The sequence below is a fragment of the Desertivirga xinjiangensis genome (genome assembly GCF_024436435.1).
GTDB classification, from domain to species: Bacteria; Bacteroidota; Bacteroidia; order Sphingobacteriales; family Sphingobacteriaceae; genus Desertivirga; species Desertivirga xinjiangensis.
The window spans coordinates 625027-642346 of record NZ_JAFMZP010000002.1; the positions used below are offsets into that span (position 1 = coordinate 625027).

General features: G+C 43.1%; 16 protein-coding genes. 9 read left to right on the forward strand and 7 right to left on the reverse strand.

Annotation, left to right across the window (positions count from 1 at the left end; all coding sequences use genetic code 11):
• Positions 1-73 precede the first annotated feature (73 nt).
• Positions 74-439 carry a winged helix-turn-helix transcriptional regulator gene (locus tag J3P37_RS07405; RefSeq protein ID WP_256010458.1) on the forward strand — a complete coding sequence of 122 codons (366 nt, stop codon included), beginning with the start codon at positions 74-76 and terminating at the stop codon, positions 437-439.
• Positions 440-493: 54 nt separating this feature from the next.
• On the opposite strand, the gene J3P37_RS07410 is transcribed toward J3P37_RS07405, so the two are convergent.
• From J3P37_RS07410 to J3P37_RS07420, 3 genes are read right to left on the reverse strand one after another with little or no spacing between them, the layout of a single operon-like run.
• Positions 494-2806: a penicillin-binding protein 1A gene (locus tag J3P37_RS07410; RefSeq protein WP_256010459.1), complete on the reverse strand. Its 2313-nt coding sequence runs from the start codon at positions 2804-2806 to the stop codon at positions 494-496.
• A 38-nt stretch (positions 2807-2844) separates the two neighbouring features.
• A complete protein-coding gene (locus J3P37_RS07415) occupies positions 2845-3585 on the reverse strand; it encodes a metallophosphoesterase family protein (protein ID WP_256010460.1) in 741 nt (246 codons plus the stop codon).
• Between the two features lies 1 nt (position 3586).
• Positions 3587-4330 (reverse strand): nucleotidyltransferase, encoded by a 744-nt coding sequence (locus J3P37_RS07420; RefSeq protein ID WP_256010461.1) that lies wholly within the window; start codon positions 4328-4330, stop codon positions 3587-3589.
• 90 nt (positions 4331-4420) lie between these two features.
• Between J3P37_RS07420 and J3P37_RS07425 the strand changes: the two genes are divergently transcribed.
• The 5 genes from J3P37_RS07425 to J3P37_RS07440 all read left to right on the forward strand — a co-directional run bounded on the left by J3P37_RS07425 (position 4421) and on the right by J3P37_RS07440 (position 8775).
• Positions 4421-4930 (forward strand): YdeI/OmpD-associated family protein, encoded by a 510-nt coding sequence (locus J3P37_RS07425; protein ID WP_256010462.1) that lies wholly within the window; start codon positions 4421-4423, stop codon positions 4928-4930.
• Positions 4931-4983: 53 nt separating this feature from the next.
• Positions 4984-5364: an SRPBCC domain-containing protein gene (locus J3P37_RS07430; protein ID WP_256010463.1), complete on the forward strand. Its 381-nt coding sequence runs from the start codon at positions 4984-4986 to the stop codon at positions 5362-5364.
• 138 nt (positions 5365-5502) lie between these two features.
• The gene (locus J3P37_RS07435; protein ID WP_256010464.1) at positions 5503-5787 is read left to right on the forward strand and encodes a hypothetical protein; all 285 of its coding nucleotides are present in this window, start codon (positions 5503-5505) and stop codon (positions 5785-5787) included.
• 55 nt (positions 5788-5842) lie between these two features.
• Complete coding sequence (locus tag J3P37_RS23090; protein WP_369414058.1) at positions 5843-6163, forward strand: DUF6660 family protein; 321 nt, start codon at positions 5843-5845, stop codon at positions 6161-6163.
• Positions 6164-6606: 443 nt separating this feature from the next.
• The gene (locus J3P37_RS07440) at positions 6607-8775 is read left to right on the forward strand and encodes a TonB-dependent receptor (protein WP_256010465.1); all 2169 of its coding nucleotides are present in this window, start codon (positions 6607-6609) and stop codon (positions 8773-8775) included.
• Positions 8776-8848: 73 nt separating this feature from the next.
• Here J3P37_RS07440 and J3P37_RS07445 read toward each other — a convergent pair whose 3' ends face one another.
• Complete coding sequence (locus J3P37_RS07445) at positions 8849-9850, reverse strand: LacI family DNA-binding transcriptional regulator (RefSeq protein WP_256010466.1); 1002 nt, start codon at positions 9848-9850, stop codon at positions 8849-8851.
• 113 nt (positions 9851-9963) lie between these two features.
• Between J3P37_RS07445 and J3P37_RS07450 the strand changes: the two genes are divergently transcribed.
• Positions 9964-10212, forward strand: a complete 249-nt coding sequence (locus J3P37_RS07450; RefSeq protein ID WP_256010467.1) for a hypothetical protein — start codon at positions 9964-9966, stop codon at positions 10210-10212.
• A gap of 596 nt (positions 10213-10808) precedes the next feature.
• Here J3P37_RS07450 and J3P37_RS07455 read toward each other — a convergent pair.
• The 3 genes from J3P37_RS07455 to J3P37_RS07465 all read right to left on the reverse strand — a co-directional run bounded on the left by J3P37_RS07455 (position 10809) and on the right by J3P37_RS07465 (position 14399).
• Positions 10809-11783 (reverse strand): L-histidine N(alpha)-methyltransferase, encoded by a 975-nt coding sequence (locus J3P37_RS07455; RefSeq protein ID WP_256010468.1) that lies wholly within the window; start codon positions 11781-11783, stop codon positions 10809-10811.
• Positions 11784-11790: 7 nt separating this feature from the next.
• Positions 11791-12942 carry an ergothioneine biosynthesis protein EgtB gene (gene egtB / locus J3P37_RS07460; protein WP_256010469.1) on the reverse strand — a complete coding sequence of 384 codons (1152 nt, stop codon included), beginning with the start codon at positions 12940-12942 and terminating at the stop codon, positions 11791-11793.
• Between the two features lie 104 nt (positions 12943-13046).
• The gene (locus tag J3P37_RS07465) at positions 13047-14399 is read right to left on the reverse strand and encodes an MATE family efflux transporter (RefSeq protein WP_256010470.1); all 1353 of its coding nucleotides are present in this window, start codon (positions 14397-14399) and stop codon (positions 13047-13049) included.
• Positions 14400-14526: 127 nt separating this feature from the next.
• Here J3P37_RS07465 and J3P37_RS07470 point away from each other — a divergent pair, with 127 nt between their 5' ends.
• Positions 14527-16764 (forward strand): Tex family protein, encoded by a 2238-nt coding sequence (locus tag J3P37_RS07470; protein WP_256010471.1) that lies wholly within the window; start codon positions 14527-14529, stop codon positions 16762-16764.
• 77 nt (positions 16765-16841) lie between these two features.
• Positions 16842-17099 carry a hypothetical protein gene (locus J3P37_RS07475; protein WP_256010472.1) on the forward strand — a complete coding sequence of 86 codons (258 nt, stop codon included), beginning with the start codon at positions 16842-16844 and terminating at the stop codon, positions 17097-17099.
• The last annotated feature ends 221 nt before the right edge of the window (positions 17100-17320 follow it).

Below are 17320 nucleotides of genomic sequence, written 5' to 3' on the forward strand. Positions count from 1 at the left end.
TTACATATATTTGCTATACTTTTGTAAGTACTATACTAAAGTATAGTGTGTTTAAACACATATTGATATTACAATGACAGAATCCGATAAAAACCCAAAAGTTCACAGCGAATGTCTAAGCATGATCGTTCCAGTAAGAGATGCCCTGGCCATATTGAGCGGAAAGTGGAAACTGCCGATAATAATTGCTTTGTCTTTTGGAAACAAAAGATTTAAGCAAATGGCTAACGAAATTCCGGGCATCACGGACAGGATGCTATCCAAAGAACTTAGAGATATGGAGCAGAACCACCTGATAAAACGCACTGTTCACGATTCTTTTCCCGTTGTGGTGGAATATTCCATGACTGAATATGGCAAGTCGCTGGATGATGTAATTGATGCCCTGAGAAATTGGGGTATTGAACACCGTAAGCGTATCAGCGGCAGAGTAGGATAGAAGTATGAAGATATAAACCAATAATCCAGATTACCCGGATAATTAATCTCATGACTAATCACGGGATTTTTCCTTCTTACCCCAACCGCCAAAGATCTTCCAGCCTTTTCGCTTACCCTTATCTTTCTTTCGTTTAAAGATCCTTTCGAAGAAAGACTCTTTTTCTTCAGTCCGCACGTCCTGCTCATATCTGAATGAGGCACAAGACATTCTCTGAGCAAGGTAATCGGGCAGCGTTTCAAAACGGGCGTATCGGAGTTTATCTTCCTTTGAAATTCGTCTCATAAATTCTCCCCAGATAGGTAGGGCAGTTTTCGCACCTTGTCCTAATGCGAGTGTCCTAAAACGTACCAAAGGGCTTTCGGCTCCAACCCAGACACCTGTCACCAGATCCGGGGTAATCCCTATAAACCAGCCATCAGCATGGTTTTGAGTAGTCCCCGTCTTTCCGGCGATATCCATTTTTAAGCCATACTGTGATCGAAGGGTGGAAGCACTTCCTTCCTCCACAACGCCTTTCAATAATTCTAGCATGATCGCTGCACTTTCTTCACTGAATGCCTGCTTTGGGGGCGCAGGTACATGCTGGAATATGACTGCACCGCTTTGTTCTTTGATCTTTGAAAGGTAAACCGGCGGATTGTAACGGCCTTTATTGGCAAAAGTTGTATATGCAGCGACCATCTCCATGAGCGACAAATTAGCTGTACCGAGGGCAATGGAGGGTACTCTTGGAATTTCACTATGAATTCCCATTTGATGGGCAAGTCTTCTAGTCGGTTCAATACCAGTCTGTAAAAGTACTTGTGCCGATATGGTATTAACCGAATGAGCCAGTGCTCCACGCATACTATATTCGCCTCCATACTGACCGTCGGCGTTTTGAGGCGACCAGTTTTCGTACTCCGGATAGCTTAGACGCTGATTCGGAAAATACTGGCAGGGATCAAGCCCATTTTCAAGCGCCGCCGTATAAACAAAAGGCTTAAATGTAGAGCCAACCTGACGGCGTGATAATACATGATCATACTTAAAGGACCGGTGATCTATTCCACCTACCCAGACGCGCACATACCCCCTTTGCGGGTCTATAGCCAATAGTCCCGTATTAAGCAGGCGCTGATAATATATAACTGAATCTCGCGGGCTCATTACCTTGCTTTTATATCCCGACCAGCTGAAAACCGACATTTTTACCGGAGTATTAAACACCTTATCAATTTCTGCCTGATCCATACCCGATTCCTGGAGCTGTTTATACCGCAGGGATTGCTTTATTGCATTGCTAATGAAATTGCTGTTATTCCCCCAGGGTTGCCGGCCTTTCCAGTGCTGGTTAAAACGCTGCTGAACGGAAGCCATCTTTTGTTTAACCGCTTTTTCGGCTTGTGCCTGCAGCCGGGCGTTGATGGTAGTATAGATCTTTAAGCCATCGGTATAAAGATTATAGCTATCGCCATTGTCTTTTTCATGAGCCGAACACCATTTTTCCAACTCAAGCCGTAGTTGCTCTCTAAAGTAGGGTGCTATGCGGCTGTCAGAATCTTTATTGTTATATTTAAGACCAAGAGGCAGTTCTTTTAAAGAATCAGCTTTGTGTGACTCCAGAAAGCCGTACTTTACCATTTGGTTCATTACCACATTTCTTCGCTGTTTTGAACGTTCAGGATAATTACGTGGATTGTAACTGGTGGTGGCCTTAAGCATTCCAATCAGCACGGCCGCCTGTTCTATTTTAAGGTCTGCTGCGCTAGTGTCAAAGAAGCGCCCGGCAGCTCTTTCAATTCCATATACATTACTTCCCATAGGAACTGTGTTCAGGTATAGCTCGAGTATGGCTTCTTTAGAATAAAAACTCTCAAGACGGTTGGCTGTAATCATCTCTTTGAGCTTGTTAACCGGTGTACTGAGTATGCCGTAATCTTTCCTCGGGTAGAGATTTTTGGCAAGCTGCTGGCTGAGTGTGCTGCCTCCTCCGGAACTCTCTTCCTGCAATAACATCGTTTTGAAGAAAACCCTGAATGTACTACGGGCATCGATTCCCCGGTGGCTGTAGAACCGAACGTCTTCGGTCGCTAACAAAGCTGCGATCACGTTTGGCGAAATGTCTTTGTAGGAAACGTTACTTCTGTCTTGTATATAATACCTGCCCAGCAAAACCCCGTCTGCTGAATATACTTCAGAGGGCGTACTATTCTTTATAGATCTGAGTGCCTTGTTGGTTGGGAGTGCTCCGAATGTTCCGGCTAATACGCTAAGATAAAAAAGGAAGCCGGCCAGCATCAGAACTAAAATCAGCAGTCCTGTCTTTTTAATAATATAGAGCAAAATTCTGATTACCGTGCCCTTTGAAAATTCGTATCTCAATAATAAACAAATGAAAAATTGTAAGTAGCCTACTTCCTTTAAACCTCAAGCAAAAAGAAGCCTTGTGCGTACCCAGCCTTCATCAGGATTGGTTTCGCCACATTATAAACTTTTACTCCTCCGGATGTTTCTCCTTCAAGTGTACCCACATGTGCATGACCATGGAACGCAGCAACCACGTTTCTTCTGCTAAGCGGTTCTGCAAGCCGGGATGAACCCAGGAACGGAAATATCTGTTCCGATTCACCCACTACGGTCGCCTGGATAGGGGCGTAGTGCATGACTGCAATCTTCCGGATATGTTCATGTTCCTGATCCAGGCGGGCTAAAGCACGGTCAAGATGAAGTGCTTCATCAACCGCCTCCTGAACAAAGGCCTTCATAGCACCTTCGCCAAACATCGACAACATATGTTTATCAAAGCCGCCTCCGAAACCTTTTACGCCGGCAAAACCCACACCATGCACCACCAGAGCTTCACCATCAAGTATAGTCATCTGATTGTTTTGCAATATTTGACGGATGAGCTTATGCCTGCCTTTTTCGTAATCGTGATTACCAAGAACTCCCAATACAGGTATTGTACAGGCTTTTAGTTCTTCAGCCAAAACCTGGGCTTCACCCTCGTCGCCGGTATCAGTTAGATCGCCGGCTATGATCAGCACGTCTGCACGGTTAGATACTTCTTTGAAAAAATCAGTCCATTTACCCTTATCCGTTTCACGAACATGAATATCCCCAACGGCGGCAATGCGCACTTTATTATTTTCAGTTGACATGTTAAGTAGTTTTGATTGTACTTACTTTATAGTTCCATTCTTTGATATCTACCTGGTATTGTGTTTGGTCAATAACCGGACCACGGCACACTTTTTCGACTGCAGGCGGCAAATCGTATTGTTCTTTTGCGCGTTCAATAAGTTCATCGAAGAGCCATTTTGGGATGATGTCATGATAGTCGGCAGGGTAGACAAACTGAAAGATCAGGATCTGTGTCAGTAACAAATGCCAGTGCTGGTCAAGTCTGAACAGCAACCGTTTCCAATCCAGTTTTTTTCCATACTTCAGGAGAATATGATTTACATCGGCCGCATCGTAGCGCTCCCGGTTCTGTACATAGATTTTGCACCATACTAACTCTTCCGCCGGTAAAAACTTTACCGGTACACCGGCAAAAGTGCCTTCTGTTGAGTGCTCGTACCAGGTATCATCAACAGTACAAATGTTGTTCACAGTGTCGAAAATAATATCGATAAAATATTCGCCCTTAAATATTTTAGCTAACCATCGAACATCTGTCAGTTCAGTTTTGTAGCCTTTTTCAGCGAAGTGCTTCAAAATTTTAGGGTACTCAGAGGGTTTACAGAACACATCAAGGTCTTTGGTGTCGCGATATAAACCAGTATATTGAAACATTGCAAATGCGCCTCCTAACATGAAATTCGAACCACTATCGTGAAGTAAGTTCAGGGCTTCTTTATAAAATTCATTAGCTTCTTTCTTTTGCTCTTCTGTTACGATCATACAAATATTACCTTTTTTTACAGGTAGCATAATAACTTAGATTATAAGATTTCTGTTTGAAATAAAAATTTGCCTTATTTTTAGCTCCTAATGGTTAGCTACAGTACGGTTATTTTAAAGTTTGCTGAAAATGGTGAGAAAACCGGATGGACCTATATTGAAGTTCCTTCTCACATTGCGCAGGAATTGGCGCCGGGTAATAAGAAATCGTTCCGGGTAAAAGGCACTCTCGACTTATGTCCCATTGACGGTGTCGCTCTTATACCGGTGGGTGAAGGGAATTTTATTATGGCCATTAATGCCGGAATGCGCAAGTGTATCCGAAAATCAGAAGGTGCCATGCTCCAGGTAAGTCTCGAAGTGCATGTTAACTATTTTCTCCCGGTTCCGGACGAGCTGCTGGAGTATTTTGATAGCGATCTGGAGGCAGAAGAATATTTCAACAGCCTTGCGAAGTCTCACCGCGAGTATTTTATAAAATGGATTGATAGCGCTAAAACACCTGCTACTCGTGAGAAGAGGATCGTAAATACAGCAAATGCCATGGCTCGTAAATTGGACTATGGGCAGATGATACGTTCGACGAGATTAAAGGACTGATATTTTTGGGTAAACTCTTACATTTGTGCCCTTGTAATAAGATATAACGTTTAATGAAAGATTTTAAAAGGTATTATACCCTGCCAGCGCCGCCTGACGACGTGTACCTGGCATTAACTAACCCGAATACCATCCATTTATGGTCAGGCGAAGAGGCAGAGATGTCAACGGAACCAGGCTCAGAGTTCTCTTTATGGGATGGAAGTATCTCCGGAAAGAATCTTGAATTTGAAGAGGGTAAAAAAATAGTACAGGAATGGTATTTCGGAGAGCAGCAAGCACCTTCTATTGTAACTATAAAGCTCCATCCAAGTAAAGAAGGAACATCTGTAGAGTTGCGACATACTAATATTCCAGATGTTGATTTTGAGGATATTACAGAAGGTTGGGATACTGCATACTTCGGATCTCTTCAGGATTTTTACGCAGATTAACCGTCATCTTTCTAAATTAAATTTCTTTGAAAACTATTTTTTCATATTTGTGTACTTTGTATTAGCAATCGGTTAATATTATATTAATGTAACCGAACTTGATAACTTGCGTATAAGCAATTATCTAAAATGAAAGCGATGCCCAAAAAAACAACTGAATTTAAGTCAGGAATTTCACATTCAATTCTCGCCTGGTCTCATCAGGCAACAACAGCATATCGTTTTTTCAGCAAAGAGGATTTTTTGCACATGATGTCGGACATGTCCGTAGAGGATATCAAAGCAGACATTGAGCGATTTAAAGATCTTGAAGAATACGAGATCTGCCAAAAAATCAAGTTTGTTTTAAGAGTAAAGGAAAACGCAGAGAAGGTGAGTATTGACTCTTTATGCGGTATGGCCCTATCGGGTGACATGGACTAAGTAATATTTTTCTACTATTGAATTCAAATTTGATGAATTCTGATACATTTGCAATGTGAAATGGATTAGTTTCATCATATCGGTTTACGTTCTCCTTTTAGCAGTATCACCCTGTTGTGCCACTGAGCACCTGAATGCCTCCGGAGATGAGTGCCTTATCGAGCAGCGAGAGGCCGATTGCTCTAAAGATCCCGATTGCAAAGGTTGCTCCCCGTTCTTTTCCTGCTCTTCCTGCAGCGGTTTTATGATCTACTGCTCTGTTGTTTTTGTGAAGCCTGTTGTTTCTTTCTCCTCAAGTAAAAAATATTCCCTTTATACCTATTTTTGTCTACAAGACATCTGTTTGCCCATTTGGCAGCCACCGCGGCTGGTTTAAGTCCGGGACTAAAGCACTGCTTATTTAGCACGCCTCCGTCTGTCCGCTAGTCTTGTGAGAAGGGCGGTGCGGTAGGAGACTACGGATTGTCCAATAAAAAAGAGTCTGTGACTCATCGTACGTTAAAATGGCAATCTAGCGAGTCGGAGTCTCTTTTTTATTACTGGTCCGGAGAGACCCTTCGGAACTCTCCGGACAGGAGGGGGGACAGACTTTTCAAAACGGTCGTCATGCCGAATTCATTTCGGCAACTCCTGGAATATAAAGGACATGCTTAAGCAAGAGGTCCTGAAACAAGTTCAGGATGACGAAAGAAAGAACATCCCCCAACTTTTCCGCTTGATCCAGAGTCTCTCACCCATCGTACGTTAAAAATGGTACTCTGAGGGAGCCCAGGCTCCGTTTATCCATATAAAACTCTATTTTTTAGAAACAGTATTTAAATGAAGATTTTTTTAATAACCCTACAGATAGTTCTTTTTAGCGCTTATTCTTATGCGCAGCATAATATCAGTTTTTTTGTAAGGGACGCCGATACTGGTGATCCTCTTCCGGGCGCTTCTTTCCTTTTGCCTGACAACGGTCTAAGGACGAGCAGTGATAGCCGCGGTTATGCCGGATTTAAAGATCTTGCTGCCGGTAAACAGCCGCTGCAGATCAGTTTTGTAGGATATCATAGTTATTTAGATACGGTGGACATCACAGGAAATGATACCCTCGAGATCTCCCTCGAAAGGGCGGGGGAGGAAATGGAGGAGTTGGTCATCAGTTCAACCCGGTCCAGCCGGACCATCGAAAACATCCCAACCCGGGTTGAATTTATTGCCGGCGAAGAACTGGAGGAAAAAGCCAATATGAAACCTGGCGACATTCGAATGGTACTTAGCGAGAGCACGGGGATCCAAACCCAGCAAACTTCTGCAACAAGTGGTAATACGTCCATCAGGATTCAGGGCCTGGACGGACGCTACACCCAAATACTGAAGGATGGATTTCCTTTGTATTCGGGGGCTGCAAGTGGTCTCGGTTTACTGCAGACGCCTCCGCTTGATCTTAAACGTATCGAGGTAATTAAAGGTTCTGCTTCAACCTTGTATGGCGGCGGTGCTATAGCTGGGCTGGTTAACCTGATCAGTAAAGAGCCGGGAAATGAGCCGGAATTAAATTTCCATTTTAACGGTACTTCAGCGGGAGGATTAGACCTGAATGGTTTTTATAGTGACCGATATGGTAAAGTCGGAATAACTGTATTTGCTGCCCGGAACAGCAATGCTGCTTATGATCCCGCGGACATTGACCTTTCAGCCATACCTCGGTTTGAACGATACACTCTCAATCCGAAGCTATTTTTTTACCTAAATGACAAAACCAAACTAAACATCGGGATCAACAGCAATTTTGAGAACCGGATAGGTGGTGATCTTCACTATATTGAGGGAGAGCGAACAGCCGGTCATACTTATTTTGAACGGAATAAATCCGAACGTATTTCAAGTCAGTTTGTTCTCGAACATGATTTAAGCAGCAGCAACACGCTTACAGTGAAGAACAGTGTCAACCACTTTAACCGGCGAATAAGTGTTCATGATTATACTTTTGACGGCATCCAAAACGGCAGTTTTACAGAGCTAAGTTTCGCACATCAGTCAAACGCTACAGAATGGATCACAGGCCTCAACGTTTGGACGGATGATTTTCGTGAGAAAGGAGTTCCCCCCGGTATATTGTCACGGAGTTATACCCAGACAATTGCTGGTGCCTTTGTACAAAACAATACGCGCATAAAGCCATGGATGGAACTTGAAACAGGAGTCCGGGCCGACTATGTTGTCGATTATGGTGTCGCATTCCTTCCGCGTATGTCGGTATTGTTTAAAATTAACTCCGGATTAAGTTCCAGGCTTGGAGGAGGTTTCGGTTATAAAACACCGAATATCTTCACAGAGGATACCGAACGCATTCAATACCGCAATGTGCTACCGGTAGATGCTGACAAAAACAAGTTGGAAAAGAGTTATGGACTGAATGCTGATTTGAACTATCGTACCGCTTTTTTTGATGATGCAGTTTCTTTCAGCATTAATCAGCTATTCTTTTACACCTATCTTGATAACCCATTGCAGCTAATAAGTACAGGAGAATCTTTCTCGCTTGTCAATTCCCCCGGACATATAGACACCCGGGGAGCCGAAACGAACATTAAATTGGGATTTAGGGATTTTAAGTTGTTTCTTGGCTATACTCTTACTGACACTAAGTTACATACTGATGGTGAATTTAGGCAGAATCCCCTCACATCAAAGCACCGGTTGAATAATGTATTGATGTATGAGCTGGAAGATAAATGGAAAATAGGAGCCGAAGCTTATTATTTTGGCAAGCAAAAACTTAACGATGGCCGAAGCGGAAGATCATATTGGGTGACCGGTTTTATGGCTGAAAAACTTTGGGAAAAGTTCTCTTTGTATATAAACTTCGAGAACTTCACAAATACCAGGCAGACTAAATTCGAGAGCATTTATACCGGCAGTATTACCAACCCCGTATTTAAAGATATTTATGCACCACTGGATGGTTTTGTGGTGAACGGAGGTGTCAAATTGAGGTTATAGTTGTAACACCCTTATTAAACACATTAGGGGTATAGCGATCAGTTAAAAGTAGCTGTGCCTTTAATTTGTTTTATCATTCGGTTGATCTTCGAACGATCAACTCGGAACGGATGATTATTTCTTCATCCTCCTCATAAATGAAATTATTCTTCAAAGCTTTAAACAAAGCGACAGTAGCTTGTTTGCCAATTTCAAATGCAGGCTGAGTAATAGTAGTAAGTGGTGGCTGTAGCAAGGGAGCCATCTTTAAATTTGAAAAACTGATCACCTTGAGTTTTTCAGGGATACTAACCGAAAGCTTGTTACACACCTCATACACGGCAACGCCGAGCTTTTCTACAGAAGCAAAGATGCCATCAGGGGCATCTTCCGCAGATAGCAAACCGCTAAGTACCTTTTCATTCCCCGCGTCATCTTGATGGCAATAGACCACCCGGCTACGGATTTCAAATTTCTTCACTGCATCTAGGAAACCTTTCATTCGCCTTTTATCCATGCAAAGCTGTTTAGAGATCGACAGGTAGGCGAGGTTTTTACAGCCTTTTTGAATTAGGTGAAGAGCTGACCTGAATCCACTTTGATAATCGTCTGTACCTACTTTCAGGGTCTTATAGCCGTCATGGATCCTGTCAAAGAGAACAACTGGTATCTTTCGTTCGTTAAAGTCGGCCAGATGTTTCACGTCGGTCGTTTCGCTTGAGACAGACATCAGCACCCCGTCCACTCTGCCATCTAAAAGTAATCGAGAGATACTAAGTTCCTGCTGGTAGCTTTCATGTGTAAGATAAATAAGTACGTGATACCCTTTTTCTCGTGCAATTTCTTCAATGCCATTGATTGCAAGGCTGAAAAAGCTGTTAGTTATTTCGGGGATAATTACACCTATGGTTTTACTTTTACGGCTTCTAAGATTACTTGCATACAGATCCGGCTGATAGCCAAGTTGTTCTGCCAGCGCCTTAACTTTCTTTTTCGTTTCTTCACTGGTCTCGTAGCTGTCACTAAGGGCACGGGAGACGGTAGAAATCGAAAGGTTAAGTTTTTGTGCAAGTTCTTTGATCGTGATTTTAGACATAACTCATATCTCCACTATTCAGCAAAGATATAAATGAAATATCAAACGCATTTGCGAATGGACAAAACATTGGGATGCATCCTGTGTTAACCATAAAATTTTAGAATCAAACAATGAAGAGAATTAAAATAGAATACCCTGTAAATGGTGCTAATGTTGAACTTTACGCAGAGCCAATGGACCTTAATCACCGTATGTATTCACTGGAAAGAGGCTTGATGGATCCACATCCATTATTAATTGAGCATAATGAATACGGTTGGAAAGTAAAGTCTCAGGACGATTGGTCACTAAGTGCTGAAGAAATAAACAATTTGGGCGAGCTACTTGTAAAAGAATATCCAAACAGGCCTCAGGAATAGACAAATAAGATACGTGTATTACTTATATGGTGCGGATCTGTCGGGGTTTTCCGGCCGGTTCACCCAATTTTTTTCAATTAAGACATAGCGCCTTGTCGAACAGTAGGCACAGAAAAAAATGCGTAACGGGATAAAATAGAAAAGCTTTCTAAACCAGGAAGGTCTGTGAATCTGGTAATGATAAACAGTTCTACACTTCCTACACCTTAAGTCCTCTAGAAAAATCAATGTTAAACGAGCGTATTTAAGGCGTTAAAAATACATAAAGTTTTAATTTAAAATAAATAAATCTGTGTTTACAGAAATAAAGTCAAAAAGAGCAGTCTACGCTGCTCTTTTTGACGTCTGTTGTAAGTACGACAAGAAGTTGTGGTACTCTGTATTAATATCGCGCCACATGCTTTCAGCCTCACATAGTAGTCTTTGTTTACGGAAACGGACACCCATTAGGGCTTTTTCGATTTTCAAATTTAAATAGAGCATCTCTATATATAAGGCCTCTTCGCCGAGAGCTTTTAAGTGTTCTGTAGAATCCATAGGTAATAAATTTAATTCCTAAATAATCTCCAAAGCCTGTACAAGGATGGTGCCAGTCACTAAATACTCTCCCAAATTACGTCGGTAAACCATTGTTTTCGATCAAAAAGGTGTCTTATTGTTTGAAAACCACTTTGATCTGCAAGTTTATCAATCTGAACCGGAGTGTATTTGTGAGAGGTTTCCATAAAGATATATTCATTCTCTTCGAAAGTGATTTGCTGACCGCAGAGATCCACGTGCTGGTTGCAAAGGCTGATAAGATAACTATTGCAAGCACCTGAAGCCGGGTCATAACTTTCATAGTGTTCAAATTGCTCTGCATCGAAGTTTGCACCCAATTCCCGGTTGATCCTCCTCAGAAGATTAAGATTAAACTCTTTGGTTAATCCATCCGCGTCGTTGTAAGCCCGGAATATTGTCCAGGGATTTTTTTTCAGATCAAATCCAATAAGTGCCATGTCGCCGGTATGGAGGTGTTGCCTTAATTTTAAAAGAAATTGCCCGGCCACATCCGGAGGCATGTTTCCAATATTCCCACCAAGAAATAGCACCAGCCGCGGGCGCGTCGAACGCTGAGAAGCAAGCTTCAGTCCGGCAAAGTACTCCGCGTCGATTCCCTCTATCCGGATTCCTGGAATCTTTTGAGGTAATTCCCTTTCCAGCATTTGTATTATGTTTGCCGATATATCTATCGGAAAGTACCTGAAATCAATATGGGCATTCGATAAACATCTCAGAAGCTCGGTGGATTTCAATGCGTCTCCGGCGCCCAACTCAATTAGATCAAATCCTTCCTGAAATCTTTTAACCAGACTTAGCATCTCCCGGCACCTGCTGCTGAATATTTCCATCTCAGAATCGGTGAGGTAATATTCTGGCGAAGTCATGATCTGCTGAAATAACTTGTCTCCCTGTGCGTCGTAAAAGTATTTGGAATCCAAATGCTTAGGATCACTGCTTAAACCTTTTAATACGTCTTGTTTAAACGAGTTTTCTGTGTCTGCTATTTCCTGTGTGATAATAGTGCTCATGCGCTTCTTATTCTGCCAGCCTGATGCCGGTGTATTGCCATTTAAGGTGTGGATGAAAAAAATTACGATAGGTTTTGCGGCTGTGACCGGGGGGGGTAGCTTCGGATGCACCTCTCAGTACCATCTGATTCACCATAAATTTTCCGTTATATTCCCCGATAGCTCCGGGCGCCTTTTTGTAGCCAGGGTATGCCATATAAGCACTCCCAGTCCATTCCCAACGCTTGCCCCATTCAAAATGTTCAGCGGCAACTTCCCATTCAAATTCTGTAGGCAACCGTTTTTCTCGCCATTCTGCAAAAGCATGGGCTTCATAATAATTAATATGACAAACAGGGGCATTTAAAGCAAGTGGTTCTAATCCCTGAAGTGTATAATTGAACCATTCGCCGTCAATGTTATGCCAGTACAGAGGGGCAGTAGCCTTTGATGTCTTTACCCATTCCCATCCTTCCATATGCCAATATTTGAAATCCTGGTATCCTCCAGCATTTATAAAGTCTATGTACTCGGTATTTAGCACCAGTGAACTGCTTATTCGAAAATCGTGGAGATAGACCTTATGACGGTTCAGCTCATTGTCGAAACAAAATGAGTCTCCCTGAAAACCAACCTCGTATGTGCCTTCGGGTATTTCTATCCAGCCAGGGGCAGGAGGTGTTGTTTCGTCAAGGCTGTGAAGCTGTGTTAAGTATGGTGGGAAAAGTGGATTGTGACCCAGTATATATTTGATATCCGTGACCAGCAGTTCCTGATGCTGCTGTTCATGATTAAAGCCCAGTAACAACAAGTCTTTAAGACTCATAGCATGTTCTTCATCCGCCAGTAAGCGTTCCATCGCTTCGTCGACATGTTGCCTGTAGAGATAAATCTCGTCTACCGATGGCCTGCTTAGATTTCCCCGGTCCGTACGAATAACCCTGGCGCCTACATTTTCATAGTAGCTGTTAAACACATAATTAAAGTCAGGGCTAAATTCCCTGTAGCCTTTCAAATAAGGCTTTAATAAGAAGGTTTCAAAAAACCATGTGCTGTGCCCAAGGTGCCACTTCGGCGGACTTACATCTACCACGGGTTGCACCACATAATCTTCAGATTTAAGCGGGGCACAAATATCTTCGGTATGTTTCCTGACAGCTTTATAGGTATTTAAAAACATAGATGTCTAAATCCTATTAAAGCACAAACATCCTGAATTGTTTGAATGAATGCATTGCTGGCGCACACGTGCCCGCGCGTGCCATATCTTCGCCCTTCAATTCCTCACTGCAAAATCCTTTTCAAAAAATGATTATACCTAAAATACAACAGCACCGCAGAAACTAGCAGTCCGCCCGTCAGCCCGGTCCATATTCCGTTGGCTCCATATCCCAAAACAATACCCAGATACCAGGCAACCGGAATTCCAAAGATCCAGTAAGCCATAAATGTAATAATGGTAGGAACATTAACATCGCCCATTCCCCTGAGAATACCGAGTCCGACAACCTGCGCGCCGTCGAACAACTGGAATAGGCCGGCAATGATTAAAAGCTGCGAAGCTATTTGAATAACAGTGATATCCGAGGTATATATCCAGGGCAGGTATTTACTGAAGATAAAAAATATACATGCTGCTACCAGCATGAACACCACTACGATATGATAGTTGGAGTTTGCTGAAAGCTGTAATTCTTTAAAATCTTTACGGCCAAAATTATTGCCTGTCTTTATGGTAGCTGCCGCCGAGATACCGCTGGCCATCATATAAGTCATCGAAGCCAGATTAATAGCAACCTGATGTGCCGCCTGCTGAGCAACGCCGATAGTGCCCATCATAACAGCAGCTCCGCTGAAAGCGCTTACTTCAAAAGTATATTGCAACGCCACCGGCGCCCCTATTTTCAAGATCTTTCTACTACGGATATAGCTGATGCGTCTTAAAACAAAGTTTTTAAGATACTCTTTGAAATTCTTCGAGCGAAAAAGATAAATCCCCATTACTATTGACATCAGGCTTCTGTCTATCAAGGTGCTTAAACCGACTCCCCGTACGCCCATGGGTTCTAAACCGAAAAGGCCCTTTACAAAGGTTATCCCTAAAATCACATTTAACACATTGCCCGCTATGGAAATAACCATGGCCTGCCTTGTAAAGCCCAAGCCTTCAGCAAATTGCTTAAAGGTCATAAATATCATTAAAGGAATGATGGAAGCGCCGAGTAACGCAAGATATGGCTTTGCCTGCTTAACCACATCTGGAGACTGTTTAAGATCATCAATTACAAGCAGAAGTCCGAAATAGATTAGAATAAACAGCAATATCCCGGTAATGGTATTGATTATTAAACTGTTGGATAAGAGCTTTCCACATTCCCGGAAGTTTCGCCGACCGTTTTCCTGTGCGATAAGCGGGGTAAGGCCATAAGAGATCCCTATGCCAATAACCATCACGATGGTGAAGATACTGTTCACCAGGGAAACGGCTGCCAGCGGAATTGTGCCAGCAAAATGTCCGACAATCACACTGTCGGCCATATGTACAAGTGTATGTCCCAACTGAGATATGACCACCGGAATGGCTAAACTAAGATTGGTGATGTAATGAGGTTTGTATCTAAGGAAAAATGTTTTCAAAGCAAGATCAAAAGTGAATGCTGCCAAAGATAAGTCCCGCTTGGCCTTAATATGAAAATTGTGGATAAGGTTTTTTGAATTTTCGATAGTTAGCCTCATTTTCGCGTCCATTACAGTATAGAAGGATATGATTCCACATTTCAAAAAGATAGCAAACGAATTTTCGATATCAGAACAGCAGGTTAGCACCACCATAGGTTTGCTGGATGAAGGCGCTACTGTGCCTTTCATTTCACGTTACCGTAAGGAATTAACAGGTAGTCTGGACGAAGTTCAGGTTGCGGGTATACGGGATAGGGTAGAGCAATTGCGGGAGCTAGACAAACGCCGGGAAGCGATCCTTAAATCGCTTACAGATTTGGGCAAGTTAAGTCCAGAACTGGAAGAACAGGTGAGAGCGGCTGAAACCATGACAGCGTTAGAAGATATTTATCTTCCTTATCGTCCGAAACGTAAGACCAGGGCTACCGCTGCACGCGAAAAAGGGCTGCAGCCGTTGGCTGATCTGATCATGCAGCAGGATAAGTTTGATGTCAGTTTAGAGGCCTCCAAATTTATAGACGAAGAAAAGGGAGTAAACTCGGAGGAAGAAGCTTTAGCCGGTGCACGCGACATTATTGCAGAAAATATTAATGAGAATGCTGAGATCCGTGGATCGATTCGTGAACTTTTTGTTGAAAAGGGAACCTTTCAATCAAAGGTAATAGAAGGTAAAGAGGAAGCAGGCCATAAGTATAAAGATTATTTTGATTGGTCAGAACCAGTAAAGTCTGCCCCTTCACATCGGATCCTGGCATTGCGCCGTGCCGAAAAAGAGTTGGTTTTATCACTGGATATCTGTCCTCCGGAAGACGAGGCACTAGCTATTTTGGACCGTTTATGCGTTAAGGGCAACAGTGCTGCGTCGGATCAGGTACGGCTTGCCATTGCAGATAGCTACAAACGACTCATAAAACCTTCTATGGAAACAGAAGTTCGCCTGCTTACCAAAAGGAAAGCCGACGAAGAAGCGATAAGAGTATTTGCTGAAAATGCCCGCCAGCTTTTACTGGCAGCACCTCTGGGCCAGAAGAGGGTTTTGGCAATAGATCCGGGATTCCGGACCGGTTGTAAAGTGGTCTATCTGGATGAACAGGGGCAGCTGATTGAAAACACTACTATTTATCCTCATACAGGAGCCGGTGGACTTGCGGAGGCCGGTAAAACCATACAACATCTGGCTGAAAAATACCAGATTGAAGCAATTGCTATTGGTAATGGTACAGCCGGCAGGGAAACCGAAACCTTTGTTCAAAAGCTAAATTTACCCGGTGTTACCGTTGTGATGGTCAATGAAAGCGGCGCATCTATTTATTCAGCATCAGAAGTGGCGAGAGAAGAGTTCCCGGATAAAGACATTACAGTAAGAGGGGCGGTGTCAATCGGAAGGCGTTTGATGGATCCTTTGGCCGAGCTGGTAAAGATAGATCCGAAGTCAATCGGCGTAGGTCAGTACCAGCATGATGTGGATCAGAACAAGTTACAAACATCCTTAGACGATACGGTGATAAGTTGCGTGAACGCTGTAGGCGTAGAGTTGAACACGGCATCGAAACAGATTCTTTCTTATATATCAGGTCTGGGACCCCAACTGGCGCAAAACATTGTGGATTACCGCAATAAAAACGGTGCATTCAAAAGGAGAGAGGAGCTGAAGAAGGTGGCTCGTTTAGGCGAGAAGGCTTTTGAGCAGGCTGCGGGATTCCTCCGCATTCGTAATGCGCAGCATCCTCTTGATGCCAGCGCAGTACACCCCGAACGTTATGCACTGGTAGAACAGATGGCTAAAGATTTGAATTGCAGCGTGCCTGATCTTATTAAGGATGAAGCACTCCGGAAGAAGATCAATTTGCAGAAATATGTGACGGAAACGGTGGGACTGCCAACTTTAACGGATATACTCAGTGAGTTGGCAAGGCCGGGCAGAGATCCGAGAGAGCAATTCGAAACATTCAGCTTTACGGAAGGCGTCAATGCCATCGAAGATTTGAAGACGGGAATGAAGCTACCTGGAATCGTTACTAACATTACGGCCTTCGGAGCGTTTGTAGATATCGGTGTACACCAGGACGGACTAGTTCATTTGAGCCAGTTGTCAAACCGTTTCGTGAAGGATCCCAATGAAGTAGTTAAAGTTCATCAGAAGGTTGAAGTGATCGTTACAGAGGTAGATATTGCACGGAAAAGGATCGCTCTGTCTATGAAAACAGAGGAAAGAACCGCGGTGCAGCGAACTGGTGGAAGATCCCTGGAGAAGAAAGGAAAACCATCAAAGGAATCGGATATGGCGTCTAAACTTGCTGCCTTGCGAAATAAATTTTCGTAAAGAATAAAAGATAAGGGAATTGTTGGTATGCTTATCGAAAAGTTAGAACAATATCAACACTTGTTGGTTAAATAAACATGTTACACCATCCTGAAAATATGAATCAGAAAGGCAAAAATAGTTTTAACATCTATATTGATTTGTTTGATAAAGGCGAATTTAACGAAATGATCGTTACTCGCCGGTCGGATGAATATCAGGTGGATTTTGGCGACACTTATCTGGGAACGCTGTCTCATAAGAGCGATAACAGCTGGGAACTAATCAACGGATCAATCCCTTCCTTTATCATCCCCGATATTACACGCAATATCACCAACAAGGAAAAAAATTAATATTTGTCTTGCAGAAAAGGCCTCCCAAAGGGGGGCTTTTTTTGTTGTGCGCCCGGCATGGCGGAATATATATTTTTTTTTACTAGGAGGTGCAAGTCCTCTATGGGCCCGGTAAGGGGAACCATTAGCTGAGCGGCAAGGGTGTTCCGGGTGACTGGAAATCTGAAGGAAGCCGAAGGCAAATCGCTGGCCTGACGAACAGAAACCGTATACGAGACTGT